This is a genomic window from Mesomycoplasma ovipneumoniae, assembly GCF_035918255.1.
In the GTDB taxonomy this organism is placed as follows: domain Bacteria; phylum Bacillota_I; class Bacilli_A; order Mycoplasmatales; family Metamycoplasmataceae; genus Mesomycoplasma; species Mesomycoplasma ovipneumoniae_A.
The window spans coordinates 1,017,710-1,040,000 of record NZ_CP142136.1 but is presented as its reverse complement, the minus strand read 5'-3'; the positions used below and the strand labels follow the sequence as shown (position 1 = coordinate 1,040,000).

Genomic DNA, 22,291 nt, shown 5'->3' with positions numbered 1-22,291 from the left:
GAAGTTTTGAAAGAACAATAACCAAAAGCCTTAAATTTAAAGATTTCTAAACAGGTAAATTTAAGGCATTCCATCATATTCAAAAATATAATGGATAATCCGCATTTTCTGATTTTTTTTACGGCAAAAACATAACCAATTCCCCCTCAATTCAATATCAAAATTTATTAATTATTCTTAAGTGATGCTAATTATAACATAACTTTATTTTTGACCAAGCATTTTTTTTTTTTTTTGCAAAATCTTAATTTTAAAACTATAAAAATTAAGGTTTTAGCGTCAAAAAACCCGGATTTACCGGTATTTTTTTCATATTTGTATTTAATAAAAAGCGAATTTTTACTATTAAATTGGCAAACTCAGGAAATGCGCTTGAATTCTAGTGTAATTTCTTTTAGCCATTGATTAGCATAATAACTTATTCTTTTAAAACACAATTTTTAGGTATTTTTCCTAAAAAATTTTTAATATATAGTATAATCATAAAAATAAAGAATTAATGTTGTATATAAAAAAAGGAAAAAACATGAAAAAAAAGTTAAAGTTTTTTAAGTTTATCACTAATGTTATTGCTTTCACTTCACTTACACTAAGTGTTTTTGGTCCGCTTTGACATTTCCAAAATACAAAAAGCTATTCAGATTTTAAACTTGAAACTCGTGATATAGATCTATCAAATTCAAAAAAACCGGTAAATTTTGATGATTTAGTTCAAATTGTTTCGACGAAAAACCAAGAAAATTCGCTTGTCATCAATGCAAATATCAAAAATGCCAAAACACATCTAAACAAAACAAGTACTAATTCAGACTCCTCTCCTAATCTAGATGATATTGAAATTCAAATTAATCAAGAAGGTGAGGTGATTTTAAATAGTTCTTCACTTGAATTAGTTAACAAAAAAGCTGAACTCTATTTTGAAGAAGGTGTGCCAAAACTAAAATTTGAAGGACATGTTTTTGACTTTAGACAGCTTCAAAATCAAACTCGGGTTGAAAAAACCTTCTTTTTCCTTTTGCCTTTTATTCCATTTATTTCAAATGCTGTCGCAGCTGCTATTACCGCAGTAGCAGTTTCCACAGCTGCTGCGATAGCTGTGGAAACTTTTCCAAAGGTTGTTGATGGTGTAGGTAGATGATTTGAGCGCAGTAGAAGTTACAGTGCGCCAGCTCATAATAATCCTATTACTGAAAGAACTGAAAGCTCAATTGTGGTTGACTTAGATAAATTGCCAAAAGCAAAAGCTGAGCCTAGTATTAAAACAAAAACAAAAGCAAAGGTTGTAACACTTTCTATTATAAGAGACAAAGAAAGATTAAGAAGATACACGGGAATCCATCTCGCTTGATTTTTTAATTTTCGCACTAAGGGCTTAAAACCTTATTTTATTATTAGTGAAGAAGAAATATCAGAAAATCAAGCCTGAGTTTTAGCCGTTGGAAGTTTGCTAGCCCAATCAAAATTAACTCAAATTGTTATTGATAATTTGCTGCCTAGTTTGATAAAAGATAAAATGGATATAGCAGACCGTAATTATATCAGGGAAAAATTAAATTCCCCTATTGATTTTTATTCAAATAATCGATTAGTTATGTGAACTTTGGCTCAAAAAACAAAAGATACAGCAAATTTAATTGTGAGAAATGAAAGGCTAGCAGACCCAAATAATAATTTAAATAAAGATTCCGGTTTTACTAAAGATAGCTTTGTTGTTGGAGAAGGCCTAGCTAGTGATGCTATTGATTGAACTGACCCTAAAAATGAGTTTGATGTCGAACCAAGTCCAGAGAAAAATTACAGACCATACATAAAAATATATTTTCCCGGTTATCATGTAAGGAGATTAAGAATGATAGGGGATAAGCAAAAGGGCATAAAGTCGGAATTTATACCAAGAGAAAAAATGTTAAATATTGAAAAGGTGCATTTTTTATATGGAAAACCTGATAAATTCATTATTGAAGGCTAAAAAACAGTTAATTAAACTAAAATATATAGAAATAAATATTAAAAATCGTTGTTCAATTAGTAACATGACTGAGGATGATATCGATTTAACGCCTGATTGTTATTATAATAATTATCCATTTCCAAATTTTTTATACAATTACCTTTATTATGACGTCTTCAATCCTAATCCAATTGAAAGAATTATTAGCTTAAATTATAAACAAGAAGATTATGTTTATAATTTAAAACTAGAAGATATCCCAAAAAGCGCATTTTTTTCCAAAAAACTCAAGGATTTCCATTTTTATAATGATATTAGGTGTTTAATTGGTGACTGAGACGACGATGAATATTGTGAAAAAAACGGGAAAAAAAATATTGATTCTATCTCTAAACTTTCTCCTTCGTATGGTTTATACGATGGTAAAGGTTTTAAAAAAGTTGTTGTTGTCTTTGAAAACTTCAATAATATTGAAAAATGCGAATTTTCAATTTCTTATCCGGCTGTGTTTTCAAAAATATTTAAATCAAAGACCGAATTAAGAGAAATTGAAGCTTTAATTATTAAGGAAATTCTAGAAAGTGTTCCTTATGCAAAACCAAAAAATTTAGCAAATTACCACGAAAAAATTTTTGATTTTTTATCAAAAAGATACGAATATAATTCAGAGTTTGTAGACATAAATAAAGCATATTTAGGACAAAATGTAGAAAATATCTACAACTTGTTATTAAAAGAGAATTATAATTTTGGCGAAAAAACCCAAATTCAACCAATTCAAAATGTATTTACTTTTGAAACTTATGAAAATTTGCTTAAAAAATTTGAAAAATACGGGGTTAAAAAGCTTAACTTAAATATTGAAAACCGGGATAAATTTATTCTTAGTTGGTTTGATAAATTTGGTCCAGAATATCGAAAGTATTGCATTGAACTTTTTGGTAAAGACGGCCAAACTTATTATGATAATGTGAATAATTGGACAAATAAAATCGAATTAATCTATTTGTTGCAAATTTTATTTGGTCCTAAATATGAAGTTGAACGTCAATATTTTTACCTTGATGAACCTGATTATTTAATTCTGCCAAGATGGACAAAATTAAAACTTGAAAATTTCGAAATTTTTTACTTTGGCGGGCAAGAATATGGACTTTTTGATGAAATAATTTCCCAATTTGACTCAAAAAACCCAGTTTTTTGATTCAAACCGTATTACTACTCCGCCTATGGAGCTGGTGAAGCACGGATTTTGCCAATTGCGTTAAAAAATTTCATTTTATTGAATGTTGACGGTGAAAAAATTTATTACTGATTTGGCCATTCAAATTTATATGATAATATTTATCAAGGAAAATATGAAATTTTAAAATATTATTTTAAGCAAAAATTAGTCAAACTTGAACAAGATATTTTCCTGCGTGATGGTAATGATCCGGCCTTCTTTGCTTCTAGATTACCAAGGGTAAATAATTTATCTAAAAATGTGATTAGATCATCTATGGAAGAATTAATTTTATATCGGGATGCCTTGAATAAATTTCTAAAAGAAACAGACCATGAATTTGAGTATTTTACAGAGTTTCTAGAAAATACTAATTTATATAGCCAACAAGAAAAAGAATTAATTTTAGAAGAACATGCTCCCTTTTCTTGAGATAATGATGATAGAACTGAATATTATGATGAAATTGCAAGAGTAGATTTTCGCGGTCACAAAAGTAAAAAATTTCTTGAAATAGAAGGAGAATTGTAGATCTTTTTGTTAATTAATAGATTTAATCATAAAAGATTTAACTTTATTCTTAAAATTCTTAACTTGTTTTTTACATTTTTATTTATTTAAAAATAGCAATTTTGTTAGAAAATTTTGTTTATTTGCAAAAATGTGCTTGACTTTGACCGGTTGAAAATTTGTTAGTCCAATCAGAATTAACCAAAATTATTATTAATAACTTGGTACCTAGTTTAGTAAAAGATAAAAGGAATGAAAAAGAAAAAGACCGTAAAAATATGAATAACAAACTAAAGTCCCCTATTGATTTTTATTCGAATAATTGATGAGTTATGAAAAATCTGGCTGAAAAAACAAGAGATACAGCAAATTTGATTGTAGGAAACGAATGGCTACGAGGATGATCAAATAATAATTTAAATAAAGATCCCAGTTTTACTAAAGGTCCTTTTGTTACCGGAAGCGGACTTGCTCATGATTCTATTGATTGAATCGACCCCGACAACTTCTTTAGAACTACTCACAAGGATAAAGACCCAGATGAAAAACCGTACATAAAAGTCTTTTTCCCCGGTTATCATGTAAGAGAGCAAGATTAAGACGCGAGCATCTAGATAGAGATGAAATGCTAAATGTTGAAAAGGTACATTTTTTATATGGAACACCAATTAGATTTGATGTCTAAGGCAAAAAAACAATTAAAAAAACTAAAATATTTAGAAATTAATATTAAAAGTCCTTGTTCAGTTGAAAATATAATTCAAGATTATGATCCTGAGTGTGAAGATAGGTTTGCGCGAATACCTGATTTTTTATGAGTTTATGGTATGGATTTTTGCGCTGAGGTAATTAACCCGATTGAGACAATTATTGGTATTGACTATAAGCAGGACGACTATATCTATAACTTAAAATTAGCAGATATTCCAAAAACTGTGTTTTTTTCTAAGGATCTTGAAAATTTCCATTTTTATAATGAAATTAGGTGCTTGATTGGTAGTCGTACTTATGAAGATCAAGAATATTGTCAAAAAAATAAAAATCAGAGTGGTGAGTCTGTTCCTCGAGTTTATTTTTCAAATACTTGGTACTACACTAAAGGTTTGAAAAAGGTTGTTGTTGCCTTTGAAAACTTTAATGATACTGAAAAATGTGAATTTTCAATTTCTTATCCTACCGTTTTTAGAAAAATATTTAAATCAGTAGAAAAATTAAAAGAAATTGAATCCTTAATAATTAAGGAAATCAAAGAAAGTGTTCCTTATGCAAAGCCAAAAAATTTATCAAATTATCACGAAAAAATCTTTGATTTTTTATCAAAAAGATATGAATATAACTCAGAGTATGTAGATATAAACAAACCATATTTAGGACAAAACGTAGAAAATATCTACAATTTGTTGTTAAAAGAGAATTATAATTTTGGCGAAAAAACCCAAATTCAACCAATTCAAAATGTATTTACTTTTGAAACTTATGAAAATTTGCTTAAAAAATTTGAAAAATACGGAATTAAAAAGCTTGATCTAAACATTGAAAACCGGGATAAATTTATTCTTAGTTGATTTGATAAATTCGGTCCGGAATATCGAAAATTTTGCATCAACCTTTTTGGTAAAAAAGGCCAATTTTACTATGATAATTTAAATAAATGAACAAATAAAATTGAATTTATCTACTTGTTGCAAATTTTATTTGGCCCTAGATATCATTTTAACACTGAAAATGTTGACCTTGCTGAACCTGATTATTTTATTTTACCAAGTTGAGCCAAACTTAAACTAGAAAATTTCCAAATTTTTTACTTTGGTGACCAAGAATATGGCCTTTTTGATGAAATAATTTCCCAATTTGACTCAAAAAAACCTGTTTTTTGATTTAAACCGTATTATCGTTCGGCTTATAGTACCGAGACTGGCTGAATTTCACCAATTTCCTTAAAAAATTTTATTTTATTATATGTTGATGGGCAAAAAATTTATTACTGATTTGGACATTCGAATTTATATGATGATATTTATCAAGGCAAATATAAAATTTTAAAATATTATTTTAAACAAAAATTAGTCAAACTTGAACAAGATATTTTCTTGCGAAACAACCAAGATCCGCAGTTTCTTTTTTATTCTCCACCAAAATCAAATTATTTAAATAAAAATGTAATTGAATCTTCTTTGGAAGAACTAATTTTATATCGTGATGCAATTAAAAAATATCAAGAAGAAACAACTCATGAATTTGAGTATTTTCAAGATTTTATAGAAAATTCGAGTTTACATATCCAACAAGAAAAGAAATTGATTTTAGAAGAGCACTTTGATTTTTCTTTAAATTATCGAGAAAAAAATTACTATTTTGAAGAGATTAAAAAGACAGATTTTCGCGGTGACTATGGTGAGAAAGCTCGTGATGATAAAAAAATGTTTGCTGATCTTTTCGATGGTAAAAAACTTCGAAGCTAAAAATTTTAAATTCTTTTTTAAAATTTTTAGCTTTTTTTATTTTTGGTTATTCAAAAATAAAAATTTTGTTTATTTGCAAAGGTTACCTGAATTTTTCTATTAATTTATTTTTTAAGACGCTGAATTTTTAACGAAATTTTCCCTAAAAAGTTTTAATGTATGCTATAATTTAAACACTAGGAATTTGAATATAGTACATAAATAAGGAGAAAACATGAAGAAAAAACTGAAACTTTTTAAGTTTATCACTAATATTATTGCTTTTTCATCATTAAGTCTAAGTGTTTTTGGTCCGCTTTGACACTTTCAAAATACAAAAAGCTATTCAGATTTTAAACTTGAAACTCGTGATATAGAACTATCAAATTCAAAAAAACCGGTAAATTTTGATGATTTAGTCCAAATCGTTTCGACCAAAAACCAACAAAATTCGCTTGTCATCAATGCAAATATTAAAAAAGCCAAAACACATCTAAACAAAACAAGTACTAATTCAGACTCTCCTAATCTAGATGATATTCAGATTCAAATTAATCAAGAAGGTGAGGTAATTTTAAATAGTGCTTCACTTGAATTTGCTAACAAAAAAGCTGAACTCTATTTTGAAGAAGGTGTGCCAAAACTAAAATTAGAAGGTTATGTTTTTGACTTTAGAGAGCTTCAAAATCAAACTCGGGTTGAAAAAACCTTCTTTTTCCTTTTACCTTTTATTCCATTTATTTCAAATGCTGTCGCAGCTGCCATTACCGCAGTAGCAGTTTCCACAGCTGCTGCGGTAGCTGTGGAAACTTTTCCAAAGGTTGTTGATGATGTAGGTAGATGATTTGGTACCCGTGAAAGTTACTATCCGTCAGCTGATTATAACCCTGTTCCTGCGCCAGCTGATAATAATCCTATTACTGAAAGAACTGAAAGCTCAATTGTGGTTGACTTAGATAAATTACCAAAAGCAAAAGGTGAACCTAGCATTAAATCAATAGCAAATACAAAGACTTTAGAACTTTCTATTGTAAAAGATAGGAAAAAATTAAAACAATACACTGGAATCCATCCTGCATGATTTTTTAATTTTCATAATGAAAAGTTAGAACCTCATTTTGTTATTAGTAAACAAGCAATTCCAGAACCTGCAGCCTGACTTTTAGCAGTTGGAAGCTTGCTAGCCCAATCAGAATTAACCAAAATTATTATTAATAACTTGCTACCTAGTTCAGTAAAAAATAATAAAAATGTTGACGACCTTAAAATTATGGATAAAAAACTAAATTCACCTATTGATTTTTATTCATATAATGAACCAGTTATGAAAAGTTTGGCTGAAAAAACAAAATATACAGCAAATTCGATAGTGAAAAATAGATGGTCATGAGATCCAACTAATAATTTAAATAAGGATATCGGTTTTACTAAAGATCACTTTGTTGTTGGAGAAGGTCTAGCTAATGATGCTATTGATTGAACTAACCCTAAAAATGCGTTTGATATTTATGATACAAGTAAAAATGGAAATGAAAATGGAAATGAAAATAAAAATATACCATCATACGTAAAAATATATTTTCCCAGTTATCATGTAAGGAGAGCAAGAATGATAAAGGGAAAATTCGGAAAGAGGGAATTTATACGAAGAGAAAAAATGTTAAATGTTGAAAAGGTGCATTTTTTATATGGAGAAGCAATTAGATTTAGTAACTAAGGCAAAAAAACAGTTAATTAAACTAAAATATATAGAAATTGATATTAAAAGTCGTTGTTCAGTTGGCAATATGACTAAGGATGATGTTGATTTAACTTCTGATTGTTATTATAATAATTATCCATTTACAAATTTTTTATCCAATTATCTTTATGATAACATCTTCGATCCTAATCCAATTGAAAGAATTATTAGTTTAAATTATAAACAAGAAGATTATGTTTATAATTTAAAACTGGAAAATATCCCAAAAAGTGTGTTTTTTTCCAAAAAACTCAAAGATTTTCATTTTCATAACAATATTAAGTGTTTAATTGGCGACTGTCACCACATTGAATATTGTGAAATAAACGAAGAAGAAAATGTTGTTTATAAATCTGATCTTTATTCCGCATTTGCTTTACGCGATGGTAAAGCTTTTAAAAAAGTTGTTGTTGTATTTGAAAACTTTGATGATATTGGAAAATGCGAATTTTCAATTTCTTATCCGGCTTATTTTTGAAAAATATTTAAATCAAAAAGCAGATTAAGAGAAATTGAAGATTTAATTATTAAGGAAATTCAGGAAAGTGTTCCTTATGCAAAGCCAAAAAATTTAACAAATTACCACGAAAAAATCTTTGATTTTTTATCAAATAGATATGAATATAACTCAGAATTTCTAGACATAAATAAAGCATATTTAGGACAAAATGTAGAAAATATCTACAATTTGTTATTAAAAGAGAATTATAATTTTGGTGAAAAAACGCAAATTGAACCAATTCAAAATGTATTTACTTTTGAAACTTATGAAAATTTGCTTAAAAAATTTGAAAAATACGGGATTAAAAAGCTTAATTTAAACATTGAAAATCGCGATAAATTTATTCTTAGTTGATTTGATAAATTTGGACCGGAATATCGAAAGTATTGCATTGAACTTTTTGGTGAAGACGGCAAAAATTATTATGATCATGCGAATAATTGGACAAATAAAATCGAATTAATCTATTTGTTGCAAATTTTATTTGGTCCTAAATATTGAGTTGAAGATCTAGATTTTTATTATCCTGATGAACCTGATTTTCTTATTCTACCAAGCTGAGCAAAATTAAAACTTGAAAATTTCGAAATTTTTTACTTTGGTGGACAAGAATATGGCCTTTTTGATGAAATAATTGAACAATTTGACTCAAAAAAGCCAGTTTTTTGATTTCAACCATATTACTACTCCGCCTATGGGGCTGGTGATGCATGAATTTTGCCAATTGCATTGAAAAATTTTATTTTATTGAATGTTGATGGTGAAAAAATTTATTACTGATTTGGTCATTCAAATTTATATAATAATATTTATCAAGGTAAATACAAAATTTTAAAATATTATTTCAAACAAAAATTGGTTAAACTTGAACAAGATATTTTTCTGCGTGATGGCATGGATCCAGCCTTCTATGTTTCTAGATCACCAAGGAAAATTGATTTAGATAAAAATGTGATTGAATCATCTATGGAAGAATTAATTTTATATCGGGATGCATTGAATAAATATCTAAAAGAAATAGACCATGAATTTGGGTATTTTACAGACTTTCTAGAAAATACTAATTTATATAGCCAGCAAGAAAAAGAATTAATTTTACAACAACACCTTCTCTTTTCTTGAGATAATGATGATAGAACTGAATATTATAATGAAATTGCAAGAGTAGATTTCCGCGGTTATAAAAGCAAAAAATTTATTGAGATAGAAGGGGAATCGTAGATCTTTTTGTTAATTAATGAATTTAAAGATAAAAGATTTAAGTTTATTTTTAAAATTCTTAACTTGTTTTTTACATTCTTATTTATTTAAAAATAGCAATTTTGTTAGTTAAATTTATTTTTATTTGAAAAATGTGTCGAATTTTAGCGGTTGGAAGTTTGCTAGCTCAATCAGAATTAACCCAAATTATTATTGATACTTTCCTGCCTAGTTCAGTAAAAGCTAAAATCAATAAAAATAAAAGAGACCGTGATAATATGAAGGAAAAATTAAATTCTCCTATTGATTTTTATTCATTTAATGAGCCAGTTATGTGAACTTTGGCTGAAAAAACAAGAGATACAGCAAATTTGATAGTGGGAAATAGATGGTCAATTGATCCAAATAATAATTTAAATAAAGATCCCAGTTTTACTAAAGGCCCTTTTGTTACCGGGAGCGGACTTGCTTATGATTCTATTGATTGAACCGATCCTAAAAACGCTTTTGAGATTCCTGATAAACAATCTAATCCAAAATCATATACAAAAGTTTTTTTCCCAAGTTATCATGTAAGAAGAGTAAGACTTAAAAAGAAACGTGTAGATAGGGATAAAATGTTAAATGTAGAAAAGGTACATTTTTTATATGGAAGTCCAATTAGATTTGAAGTCTAAAGCAAAAAAACAATTAAAAGAACTAAAATATTTAGAAATTGATATTAAAAGTCATTGCTTAATTGAACGGATATTTTCTGATGAAGATTTTCACAATGATTGTAATAATGAATATCGAACAATTCCAGACTTTTTATGAGTTTATGTCATGGATTCTTGCGTGGTTGTAGACAATCCAATTGAAACTATTATTGGCTTAGATTACAAACGTGATGATTATGTTTATAATTTAAGACTAGAAGATATCCCAAAAACAGTCTTCTTTTTGAAAAAACTGAAAGACTTTGATTTTTATGATGAAATTAGGTGTTTGTCACGTAGATGAACTGATAAAGATTATTGTCGAAAAAAAGAAAATCTAAGTGATAAATGCAAATGAGAACCCTATTTTTCGGACACTCCCTATGAGACTAAAGATTTTAGAGTACTAATCGTCGCTTTTGAAAATTTTGGTGACACAGAAAAATGTGAATTTTCAATTTCGTTTCCTGCAGTTTTTCAAAAAATGTTCAAATCAAAAGATGAACTAAAAAAAATTGAAAATTTGATAATTAAGGAAATCAAAGAAAGCGTTCCTTATGCAAAAACAAAAAATTTATGAAATTATCGCGAAAAAATCTTTGATTTTTTATCGAATAGATATGAATATAATTCAGAGTTTCTAGATATAAATAAAGCATATTTAGGCAAAAAAGTAGAAAATATCTACAATTTGTTATTAAAAGAGAATTATAATTTTAGTAAAAAAACCAAAATTAACCCCATTCAAAATGTATTTACTTTTGAAACTTATGAAAATTTGCTTAAAAAATTTGAAAAATACGGGATTAAAAAGCTTGATTTAAACATTGAAAACCGGGATAAATTTATTCTTAGTTGATTTGATAAATTCGGTCCTGAATATCGAAAATATTGCATCAACCTTTTTGGTAAAAATGGTCAATTTTATTATGATAATTTGAATAAATGAACAAATAAAATCGAATTTATCTATTTGTTGCAAATTTTATTTGGTCCTAGATATTATTTTCCCACCGAGAATGTCGACATTGACGAACCGGATTATTTTATTTTACCAAGTTGATCCAAGCTTAAGCTGGAAAATTTCCAAATTTTTTATTTTGGCGGCCAAGAATATGGACTTTTTGATGAAATAATTGCACAATTAGACTCAAAAACACCAGTTTTTTGGTTTAAACCGTATTATCGTTCTGCTTATAGTACCAACACCGGCTGAATTTCCCCAATTGCATTAAAAAATTTCATTTTACTGTATGTTGACGGGCAAAAAATTTATTACTGATTTGGCCATTCGAATTTATATGACGATATTTTCCAAGGTAAATACGAAATTTTAAAATATTATTTCAAACAAAAATTAGTCAAACTCGAACAAGATATTTTTCTGCGAAATAACCAAGATCCGCAGTTTGTTTTTTCTTCTCCATCAAAATCGAATTATTTAAATAAAAATGTAATCGAATCTTCTATGGAAGAACTAATTTTATATCGTGATGCAATTAAAAAATTTCAAGAAAAAACAACTCGTGAATTTAAGTATTTTGATGATTTTGTAGAAAATTCGAGTTTATATAACCAACAAGAAAAGAAATTGATTTTAGAAAGACACTTTGATTTTTCTTGAAATTCTAGAGACAAAAATTACTATTTTGAAGAAATTTCAAAAACAGATTTTCGCGGTGATTATAGCGAGAAAGCTCGTGATGATGAGAAAACGTTTGCTGATCTTTTCGATGGTGAAAAACTCCGGGACTAAAAATTTTAAATTCTTTTTTTTAAATTTTTAGCTTTTTTTTATTTTTGCTAATTCAAAAATAAAAATTTTGTTAGAAAAATTTTGTTTATTTGCAAAAGTTGCTTGAATTTTTCTGCTAATTTATTTTTTTAGATCTGAATTTTTAACGAAATTTTCCCTAAAAAGTTTTAATGTATGCTATAATTTTAATGAGTAAAGAATTTGAATATAGTATATAAAAAGGGAGAAAACATGAATAAAAGACTGTAACTTTTTAAGTTTATTGCTAATATTATTACTTTTTGATTATTAGTCTAAGTATTTTTAGCCTACTTTTACATTTTCAAAGTACAAAAAGCTATTCAGATTTTAAACTCACAACTGTGATTTTGATTTATTAAATTCAAAAAAACCCTAAATTTTCATGATTTAGTCCAAATTTTTTCAACCAAAAACAAAGAAAATTCGCTTGTTATTAATACAAATATTAAAAAAGCCCAAACATATCTAAACAAAACAAGCGATCAAGATGATCGGCTAATTTTAAATAGTTTTTCACTCGAATTCGCTAACAAAAAACCAGAACTTTATTTTGAAAAGGGAATACCAAAACTAAAATTTGAAGCTTATGTTGTTGACTTTAGAGAAATTCAAAATCAAATTTGGGTTGAAAAACCTTCTTTTTTATAAATTACTATATTATTAATAATAAAATGTTAAATGTTGAAAAGGTGCATTTTTTATATGGAAAGGCAATTAGATTTAGTAACTAACGCAAAAAAACAATTAATTAAACTAAAATATATAGAAATTAATATTAAAAGTCGTTGTTCAATTGGCAATATGACTGATGATGATGTAGATTCAACGTCTGATTGTTATTATAAGAATTATCCATTTCCAAATTTTTTATACAATTACCTTAATGAAACCTACAATCCTAATCCAATTGAAAGAATTATAAGTTTAAATTATAAACAAGAAGATTATATTTATAATTTAAAACTGGAAGATATCCCAAAAAGTTCGTTTTTTTCCAAAAAACTCGAAGATTTCCATTTTCATAACGATATTAAGTGTTTAATTGGCGACTGTCACCACGTTGAATATTGTGAAATAAACGAAGAAGAAAATGTTGTTTATGAATCTGATCTTTATTCTGCATCTGCTTTACGCGATGGTAAAGATTTTAAAAGAGTTGCTGTTGTATTTGAAAACTTTGATGATATTGAAAAATGTGAATTTTCAATTTCTTATCCTGCTTATTTTTGAAAAATATTTAAATTAAAAAGCAGATTGAGAGAAATTGAAGCTTTAATTATTAAGGAAATTCAGGAAAGCGTTCCTTATGCAAAGCCAAAAAATTTAGCAAACTATCATGAAAAGATCTTTGATTTTTTATCAAATAGATATGAGTATAATTCAGAATTTGTAGATATAAATAAAGCATATTTAGGACAAAATGTAGAAAATATCTACAATTTGTTATTAAAAGAGAATTATAATTTTGGCGAAAAAACGCAAATCGAACCAATTCAAAATGTATTTACTTTTGAAACTTACGAAAATTTACTTAAAAAATTTGAAAAATACGGGATTAAAAAGCTTAATTTAAACATTGAAAATCGTGATAAATTTATTCTTAGTTGATTTGATAAATTTGGGCCGGAATATCGAAAGTATTGCATTGAACTTTTTGGTGAAAGAGGCCAAACTTATTATGATAATGTGAATAATTGGACAAATAAAATCGAATTAATCTATTTGTTGCAAATTTTATTTGGTCCTAAATATTGAGTTGAAGATCTAGATTTTTATCCCGATGATCCCGATTTCCTTATTCTGCCAAGCTGAGCAAAATTAAAACTCGAAAATTTCGAAATTTTTTACTTTGGCGGACATGAATACGGCCTTTTTGATGAAATAATTTCTCAATTTGATTCAAAAAAGCCAGTTTTTTGATTTAAACCATATTACTACTCCGCCTATGGAGCGGGTGATGCATGAATTTTGCCAATTGCATTGAAAAATTTTATTTTATTGAATGTTGATGGTGAAAAAATTTATTACTGATTTGGACATTCAAATTTATATAATAATATTTATCAAGGTAAATACGAAATTTTAAAATATTATTTTAAACAAAAATTAGTCAAACTTGAACAAGATATTTTTTTGCGTGATGGCAAGGATCCAGAGTTCTTTATTTCTAGATTACCAAGGGTAAATAATTTATATAAAAATGTGATTGGATCATCTATGGAAGAATTAATTTTATATCGAGAAGCCTTGAATAAATTTCTAAAAGAAACAGACCATGAATTTGAGTATTTTACAGACTTTCTAGAAAATACTAATTTATATAGCCAGCAAGAAAAAGAATTAATTTTAGAAGAACATGATCCCTTTTCTCGAGATTCTAATGATAGAACTGAATATTATAATGAAATTGCAAGAGTAGATTTTCGCGGTTATAAAAGCAAAAAATTTATTGAGATAGAAGGAGAATTGTAGATCTTTTTGTTAATTAATAAATTTAATGACAAAAGATTTAAGTTTATTTTTAAAATTTTTAACTTGTTTTTTTACATTCTTATTTATTTAAAAATAGGAATTTTGTTAGAAAAATTTTGTTTATTTGCAAAAATGTGCTTCCCGACTTTCCCAGTTTGATGAGATAATCTTAAAAAAGTGTCCGTGTTTTGGGCGCTTTTTAATTTTTTTGGCAAAAGTTAATTACAATTTTAAAACACTAGCAAAAATCAATTTATGGACAAAATAACAAAAACCATAAAAAATACAACTACTATTTAAACTCAATGTAAATAGAAAACTCGTTTTTACTTACATTGAGCCTAAAAAAATATATGAAGTTTTGAAAGAGCAATAATTAAAATCCTTAAATTTGCAGATTTCTAAACGGTTAAATTTAAGGCATTCCATTATATTTAAAGCCATAATGGAAAAAATGGCATTATCTGAATTTATTGTGCCAAAAACATAGCTTATTCCTCCTTAATTCAATATCAAAATTTATTAATTTATTCTTAGTGTGTCTAATTATAGCTTAAAATTTGTTTAAGCCAAACATTTTTTTAAAAATTTTTTGCAAAAGGTTAATTTTAAAATAATAAAAATTAAGATTTTATGTCAAAAAAACACGGATTTACCGCTATTTTTTCATGTTTAGATCCACTAAAAAGTCAATTTTTGTCATCAAACTTGAAACTCAGAACTTAAAAATTCTTAAAAAAATTAGCGAGCTGATTTTATTTATTAAAATTATGATTTACTCTTGACAAATTTAGAAGGTTTTCTTATTTTTTTACTAATAAGGTCAGATTTTGTTTGCGTAGCATTTTTCTAAAAGATTTTCATCTTCTGCTTTGACTTTTTCTATTAAATTGTTAATTAAAGTTGTTTTTTCTTCAGAGGTGTAAAACATAATTTTTTATTTTATATTAGAAATTTTTTTAAAAAAAGGGAAAATTTTAGGAAAATTTAACTTCTTTTCCTTTATAATTTAAGTTTAGTAAGAATAATTTTTTGTCCAAGTGGGGGAATTGAGATGACTGGAAAACTAATAAAAAAATTTACACCCACTAGTTTTAACGACTCTCCATTAAAATCTAATTTATATTTTATATATAAATTATTAAGGATAATATAAATTATGGCTGAATTTAATGAAAAAACAAGAGTTCAAATACCTGCATTAGTGCATTTGTTAAGACTTGGATATAAATATCTTGGAAGAAATTCTGATAGTAAAAAATCATTTGAATATGATGCTACTACTAATATTGCTGTCGACATTTTTAAAGAAAAATTTTTTCAATTAAATCCGACTTTTAATGGTGATTTTAACGAGGTCTTACGTGAAATAAAACACGACCTAAACAATGATGATTTAGGAATGAGTTTTTATAACCGTTTAATCTCATATAACCAAAAATTAATAGATTTTGATAATATCAAAAACAACTCTTTTCATTTCACTGGAGAATTTTCTTACCGTAACGAAGGCGATGAACTAAGACCTGATATAACCTTATTTATTAATGGTTTACCCTTAGTTTTTATCGAGGTTAAAACACCTAATAATCCTGGAGGTGTCGTTGCTGAAGCCGAAAGGATGAATACCAAAAGATTACCAAATACCAAATTTAGAAGATATATAAACATTAGCCAATTAATGATTTTTTCAAATAATATGGAATACGATAATGTTGATGGTATTGCACCAGTTGAGGGTGCGTTTTACAGCACTGCAGCAAAGGAAAAAGCGTTTTTCAATTGTTTTAGAGAAGATTCAGATAAGTTTATCAACGACTATCCTTATGAAACTATAGATAAAGATAAAGAAAAACAAATCATTGGCGATTTTAATGCACATACATTACTTGAGACTCCAGAATACAAAATAAATTTAGATTTTAATACCCCCACAAATAGAATTATCACATCTTTATGTTCTCCAGAAAGATTGCTTTTCATCATTAAATACGGTATTGCCTATTTAAACTATAAAAAAGAAGTAGATGGTAATATCCAGGAATTCAACCTAAAACACATAATGCGATATCAACAATTGCTAGCTACATTAGCGGTTGGCGATACCCTTAATCAAGGTAAAAAGTCAGGAATTATTTGACACACTCAAGGGAGCGGAAAAACTGCATTGTCATATTATTTAATAAAATATTTGACTGACTATTTTTCTGCCCAAAACAAAGTTGCTAAATTTTACTTTATTGTCGACAGATTGGATTTACTAGAACAAGCTAAACAAGAATTCGAATATCGTGGTTTGTCAGTTAAAACGCATCGCAATAAAGAAGAATTAATGGCACAATTCCAAACAACAAATGCTACCGAAGGCATTGATGGAAAAATGGAAATAACCGTAGTTAATATCCAACGATTTGATGAATTTGATGAAAAAGATAAGATCAAAATCGCTTATTACCCAGTAAATTTACAAAGAATTTTTATAATAGATGAAGCGCACAGAAGTTATAAAAAGGGCGGTAGATTTTTAGCAAATTTATTTAATGCTGATAGTGAGTCAATAAAAATTGCGCTAACTGGCACACCGCTTTTAAAAAAAGATAAAGAATCATGGTCTATATTTGGCAATTATATTCATACATATTATTATGATAAATCTATAAAAGATGGCTATACACTAAAAATTATCAGAGAAGACGTTGAAACTTCATGTAAATTTAAACTAGAAAAAATATATGACAGTCTACATCTACAAGAATTGGCGCAAAAAAAAGATGTAAAAATATCTAATATTATTGAGCATGATTCATATGTTGAAGAACTTACAAAATTCATAATCAAAGATTTTAAACAATTTCAAATTTCTCGCGGGAGCAATTCATTAGGAGGTATGGTTATTTGTGAAACAAGCAACCAAGCGAGAAAAATATATAAATTTTTCAACAAGATCCAAAGCAATGCAGACGATAATGAGTTTGGAAAAACCAATTTAAAAGCTGCTCTAATTTTACATGACATTGATGATAAGGCCACCAGAATGAACTATATCAATGACTTTAAAAAAGGGAAAAATATTGATATTTTAATTGTTTTTAACATGCTTTTAACTGGTTTTGATTCACCTAGACTAAAAAAATTATATTTTGGTCGAAAATTAACAGACCATACATTGCTACAAGCTCTAACTCGCGTTAATAGACCATATGAACAAAATGCATACGGTTATATTATTGATTTTGCTGATATTAAGAAAAATTTTGATGATACAAACAAGGCATATCTTCAAGAATTACAAAAAATAAGTGAACCAAGTGAAGTAGAATCACATAATTTGTTAAATAGTATTATTGAAGATAAAGACAAATTAATTGAAAATGTAAAAAATGCATCGAACAAATTATTTAAATACACAATTAACAACTTGGAAATTTTTGATTCAGAAATATCTGAAATTGACGATAAAAAACTTTTAATCGACTTAAGAAATGTATTAATTAGTGCAAGAGATTCATTTAATTTGGTTAGAACTTGAGGCGATGAAGTTTTGAAGGAAAAATTTAATGTAATCAAAATTGAAAATCTACCAATTTTGATTAGTCTACTTACAAAGAGAATAGATATAGTAAACAAAAAACTTGCATTAAAAGATAATGAATCATTTCAATCATCTATAAACGAAATTATGAGTAATATTGAATTCACATTTAAAAAAACTTCAGTTAAAGATGAATTAAAAATTGTTTCTACAGATATATTAAATGAAAAATGGGTTCAACTATCAAGAGAAATTAAAGCAAATATTGATAAAAAAGATCCAGAGTACTCATCTTTAATCTCAATAATGAGAGAGAAATTTGCTAAAAGAGGTTTCAATATTGATAATATGGATGAATTCGATGAATATTCCACATTTCTGGATGAAACATTATCTAATATAAAAAAAATTAATAAAGATAATAACAAGTTACTAGCCAAGTATGACAATGACCAAAAATTTGTTCGTATACATAAACGGATTTTGGAGTGAAACAAAAAACATGCTGATGAAAAATACGAATTAATTCTTTCAGACAAGGAAATAATGAATGTGTTAAAAATGATAAAAGACAATATAGATAATGAAATTTATAAAAAGAATTCTATTTTAAATCATCAAGGTTTCTTTAAAAAAACAATTAGTAGCATAATACATAACATTTTTGAAGAAGAAGAAATTGAAGATATTGAAGATATTGAATTCATTATTAATAATATTGAAGAGGAATACACTAGTCAAATCAAACAATAATTTACAGAATAAGGAAATAACACATGAACTTAAAAGAAAAGACAATTAGTTTAATTGATGAATTAAAAGCCACTTGTTCAGCATATGGAATTGGAAATGATGGTAACGAATATAAGGTAATTACGCAGGTTTTTCTTTATAAATTCATAAATGATAAGTTTGGATATGAAATTAAAAAAATTAGTCCTGAATTAAAAGTCGCAGACAAATGAGATGAATCTTATGCTAATATGCCCGAAGGAAAAAGAAAATCATTACTTAATAGACTTAAAGCAGATGTCCCGCTTCTTGAGCCCCAGCATTTAATTTCTAGCCTTTGAAATCAGCAAAAAAAGAAAAATTTTGCACAAATTTTCGATTCAACAATGGAAGAAATAGCTGCTAAAAATGAAGCAATTTTCGCAACAGAAACTGTTAATAAGACAAGAATCCCTATTTTTGAAAAACTTACAGTTTATGTTACTGACGATATCAAAAGGTCAGATTTTGCCAGCGCATTAGTTGACAAATTGGTTAATTTTTCTTTTGAAGAAGCTTTTGGTGAACACTATGATTTTTTTGCAGATATGTTTGAATATCTTCTAAAGGACTACAACACAAATGGAGGTGGAAAATACGCAGAGTATTACACCCCTCAATCAATTGCAAAAATAATGGCAAAATTACTTATTGGTGAACAAAAAGAGTTTAATAGCATTGAAATTTATGACCCTTCTGCTGGGACAGGAACACTTGTAATGGCATTATCACACAGCATAGGTATTGATAGATGCACTATTTACACTCAAGATATTTCACAAAAAAGTAATAAGATGCTTAAGTTTAATTTGATCTTGAATGGATTAGTTTCTTCATTACAAAATGCTATTCAAGGAGATACCTTGACCTCTCCATATCACAGAAGTGATGACAACAAATCATTAAGACAATTTGATTTTGTTGTTTCTAACCCGCCTTTTAAATTAGATTTTTCAGAAACTAGAGAAAAATTATCTACTATGCCTGAGCGTTTTTGAGCTGGCGTACCTAATGTTCCGCGAACAAAAAAAGATAGTATGGCAATTTATACTTTATTTATTCAACATGTTATTAATTCATTAAAGAATGAAACAGGTAAAGGGGCAATTGTTATTCCAACCGGTTTTATCACATCTAAATCGGGTGTTGAAAGTAAAATTTTAAAAAGAATTGTTGATGAGAAAATAGTTTATGGTTGTGTAAGTATGCCATCTAATGTGTTTGCAAATACTGGCACTAATGTTACAGTACTATTCTTTGATAATGCTAGAAACCACGATAAAGTAATTTTGATTGATGCTTCAAAACTAGGCGAAGATTATAAAGATGGAAAAAACAAAAAAAGAAGATTAACTGAAAAAGATATTGAGTTAATAATAAACACATTTAACAATAAAGAATCAATTGACGACTTTTCAATAGCGGTTTCATATGATGATATAAAAGAAAAAAACTACTCACTGTCAGCCGGTCAGTATTTTGATATTAAAATCGATTATGTTGAAATAACCGAAGAAGAATTTGAAGCTAAAATGAATAAATATCAAAGTGAACTTCAAAAATATTTTGAAGAGGGAGATAAGCTTCAAAAAGAAATAATGGGACAACTGCAAAATTTAAAATTATCTAAAAATAATATTTCATAACATTTTTATTTGTGGCCTAGACAAATGAATATGATGCAGTAAATCATAAATTGAAGTTGATATTGATTGCAACAATGCACAAAACTAATGTGCTTATTTAATATTCCAAGTTAAAGATGATACTAAGCAAGATACAGACACTGAATTGCGGTGTTATAAAGTTATAATAAATAAAATGCCTCGTATTAAAGTATTAAAAAACTCTAAAACTACGTTTTAACAAAGAAAAAATAACACTAATATGTACATTAAATATTACCCATAACAATGATTTTAAGGTGGCGGAATGAAAAAATTAATGAATTATGCAATTTATTCAAATGAAAAATTAAGTATTGATGGTCTTGATGTTTTTTATGTTGGTGTTGAAAACATTTTACCAAATAAAAAGGGTATTAAACCTTCCTCGTTTGTGCCAAAAACTGGGAAATATACTAAATTTGACAAAAATGATATTTTGCTAGGTAATATTGGGCCTTATTTAAAGAAGATTTGACTAGCAGATAAAAGTGGGTTAGCAAGTCCTGACGTTTTGGTTATAAAACCATTAGAATCTAGATTTGGAAAATATATTTATGCCAACCTTTTAAATGATAGTTTTTTTCAATATGCAATGCTTGGAGTAAAAGGTTCAATATTGCCTCGTTGTGATAAAAGTCATATTATGAACTATTCAATACCCGATGTTAAAAATAAGGAAAAGATAGGTGATTTTATATACTTCATTAATAAAAAAATTGAACTAAATAATAAAATAAACGATAATTTAGAGAAGCAAATGAACTTTATTTTTAAAAATATGATGTCTAAGGCAATGAATAATAAAATTAAGGGTGAATATGTTTCAGTTAAAAATCTTACCCAAGTTGTAACTGGTAAAGAAGACGCAAATTTTTCTGACGAAAACGGAAAATATAAATTTTTTACTTGTTCAAATGAAGCATTAAAATGTAATGAATATAGGTTTAATAGTTCGTCTGTTTTGATAGCCGGTAATGGTGATTTTAATGTTAAACATTATACAGGGAAATTTAATGCCTATCAAAGGACATATGTATTAACCCCTCAAAAAGATTACTATGCTTTATTGTATCTATCATCTGTAGAAAGAATTAATGCACTTAAATTAAGATCTACAGGATCAATCATAAAATTCATAACCAAAAATGATATAGAAAGTATCCCAGTATTTATCCCTTGAGACAAGAATATTTTAAATATATTAAATCAATTACTATCTTTGAAAGATAAAAAATCTAACGAAAATGAATATTTAGCATCTCTTCGTGATTATTTACTACCACTTCTTTTAAATGGTCAAGTCGCTATTGAAGACTAGACAAATAAATTATCGTTTATTTGTTTATTTATTTCGATTTTTTTATCAATAATCGATAAAACATTAGCAATTTTTTTCTGCTCGTCCAATTTTGGGCAAGTTATCTTGTATTCAGAAAAAGTATTTTTACTAATAATTGGCACAACGGTTGAACTTACGCTATGTAAATTTAATACTTTGCCCAATTCAAGCATCGCATAGTAAATGAAATCTACGTGATATTTTGTTTCATTGACAATGATTGAGTTTATTTGTTGATTTGTAACTGTTTCTGAGGAAGTTATTGCAACTTTACCAATAGTGCCTATACAACTTACGCATATTGCATTTTTAGGTATAATTGATCCTTTTACTGAGTTTTTACCATCTTCCGTTAAATATTTATTTATTCGTATTTTTAATATATTTCGTTGATCAATCATCAGATGGCGTGAAAAAAGGTGTTTTTCCGCCATAAAATGAACTATTTGATGTTTTTGGCGTTTT

General features: G+C 27.1%; 13 protein-coding genes. 12 read left to right on the top strand and 1 reads right to left on the bottom strand.

The annotated features are described in order from the left end of the window. The first annotated feature begins 526 nt into the window (after positions 1-526). The 12 genes from U3G01_RS03715 (at position 527) to U3G01_RS03660 (ending at position 21,805) form a co-directional block, all read left to right on the top strand. On the top strand, positions 527-1,969 hold the full coding sequence (locus U3G01_RS03715) for a hypothetical protein (protein ID WP_255031084.1): 1,443 nt from the start codon (positions 527-529) through the stop codon (positions 1,967-1,969). Then, the gene (locus U3G01_RS03710) at positions 1,935-3,707 is read left to right on the top strand and encodes a hypothetical protein (RefSeq protein WP_255031086.1); all 1,773 of its coding nucleotides are present in this window, start codon (positions 1,935-1,937) and stop codon (positions 3,705-3,707) included. The genes U3G01_RS03715 and U3G01_RS03710 overlap by 35 nt, the downstream gene beginning before the upstream one ends. A gap of 101 nt (positions 3,708-3,808) precedes the next feature. Then, positions 3,809-4,285 (top strand): hypothetical protein, encoded by a 477-nt coding sequence (locus U3G01_RS03705; protein ID WP_255031088.1) that lies wholly within the window; start codon positions 3,809-3,811, stop codon positions 4,283-4,285. A gap of 57 nt (positions 4,286-4,342) precedes the next feature. Further along, positions 4,343-6,148 (top strand): hypothetical protein, encoded by a 1,806-nt coding sequence (locus tag U3G01_RS03700; RefSeq protein WP_255031089.1) that lies wholly within the window; start codon positions 4,343-4,345, stop codon positions 6,146-6,148. Between the two features lie 214 nt (positions 6,149-6,362). Further along, on the top strand, positions 6,363-7,844 hold the full coding sequence (locus U3G01_RS03695; RefSeq protein ID WP_255031091.1) for a hypothetical protein: 1,482 nt from the start codon (positions 6,363-6,365) through the stop codon (positions 7,842-7,844). After that, on the top strand, positions 7,816-9,591 hold the full coding sequence (locus tag U3G01_RS03690) for a hypothetical protein (protein ID WP_255031093.1): 1,776 nt from the start codon (positions 7,816-7,818) through the stop codon (positions 9,589-9,591). Before U3G01_RS03695 ends, U3G01_RS03690 begins: the two co-directional genes overlap by 29 nt. A gap of 131 nt (positions 9,592-9,722) precedes the next feature. Then, a complete protein-coding gene (locus tag U3G01_RS03685) occupies positions 9,723-10,247 on the top strand; it encodes a hypothetical protein (RefSeq protein ID WP_326564839.1) in 525 nt (174 codons plus the stop codon). Next, a complete protein-coding gene (locus U3G01_RS03680) occupies positions 10,219-12,024 on the top strand; it encodes a hypothetical protein (RefSeq protein ID WP_081310789.1) in 1,806 nt (601 codons plus the stop codon). The genes U3G01_RS03685 and U3G01_RS03680 overlap by 29 nt, the downstream gene beginning before the upstream one ends. A gap of 723 nt (positions 12,025-12,747) precedes the next feature. Further along, positions 12,748-14,517 carry a hypothetical protein gene (locus U3G01_RS03675; protein ID WP_255031314.1) on the top strand — a complete coding sequence of 590 codons (1,770 nt, stop codon included), beginning with the start codon at positions 12,748-12,750 and terminating at the stop codon, positions 14,515-14,517. Positions 14,518-15,676: 1,159 nt separating this feature from the next. After that, complete coding sequence (locus tag U3G01_RS03670) at positions 15,677-18,802, top strand: type I restriction endonuclease (RefSeq protein ID WP_255031313.1); 3,126 nt, start codon at positions 15,677-15,679, stop codon at positions 18,800-18,802. Between the two features lie 23 nt (positions 18,803-18,825). Continuing rightward, positions 18,826-20,466: an N-6 DNA methylase gene (locus U3G01_RS03665; RefSeq protein ID WP_255031310.1), complete on the top strand. Its 1,641-nt coding sequence runs from the start codon at positions 18,826-18,828 to the stop codon at positions 20,464-20,466. Positions 20,467-20,752: 286 nt separating this feature from the next. After that, positions 20,753-21,805 (top strand): restriction endonuclease subunit S, encoded by a 1,053-nt coding sequence (locus tag U3G01_RS03660; RefSeq protein ID WP_326564838.1) that lies wholly within the window; start codon positions 20,753-20,755, stop codon positions 21,803-21,805. On the opposite strand, the gene U3G01_RS03655 is transcribed toward U3G01_RS03660, so the two are convergent. After that, positions 21,802-22,260, bottom strand: a complete 459-nt coding sequence (locus U3G01_RS03655) for a restriction endonuclease subunit S (protein ID WP_255031331.1) — start codon at positions 22,258-22,260, stop codon at positions 21,802-21,804. The two genes, U3G01_RS03660 and U3G01_RS03655, sit on opposite strands and share 4 nt — an antisense overlap. Between the last annotated feature and the right edge of the window lie 31 nt (positions 22,261-22,291).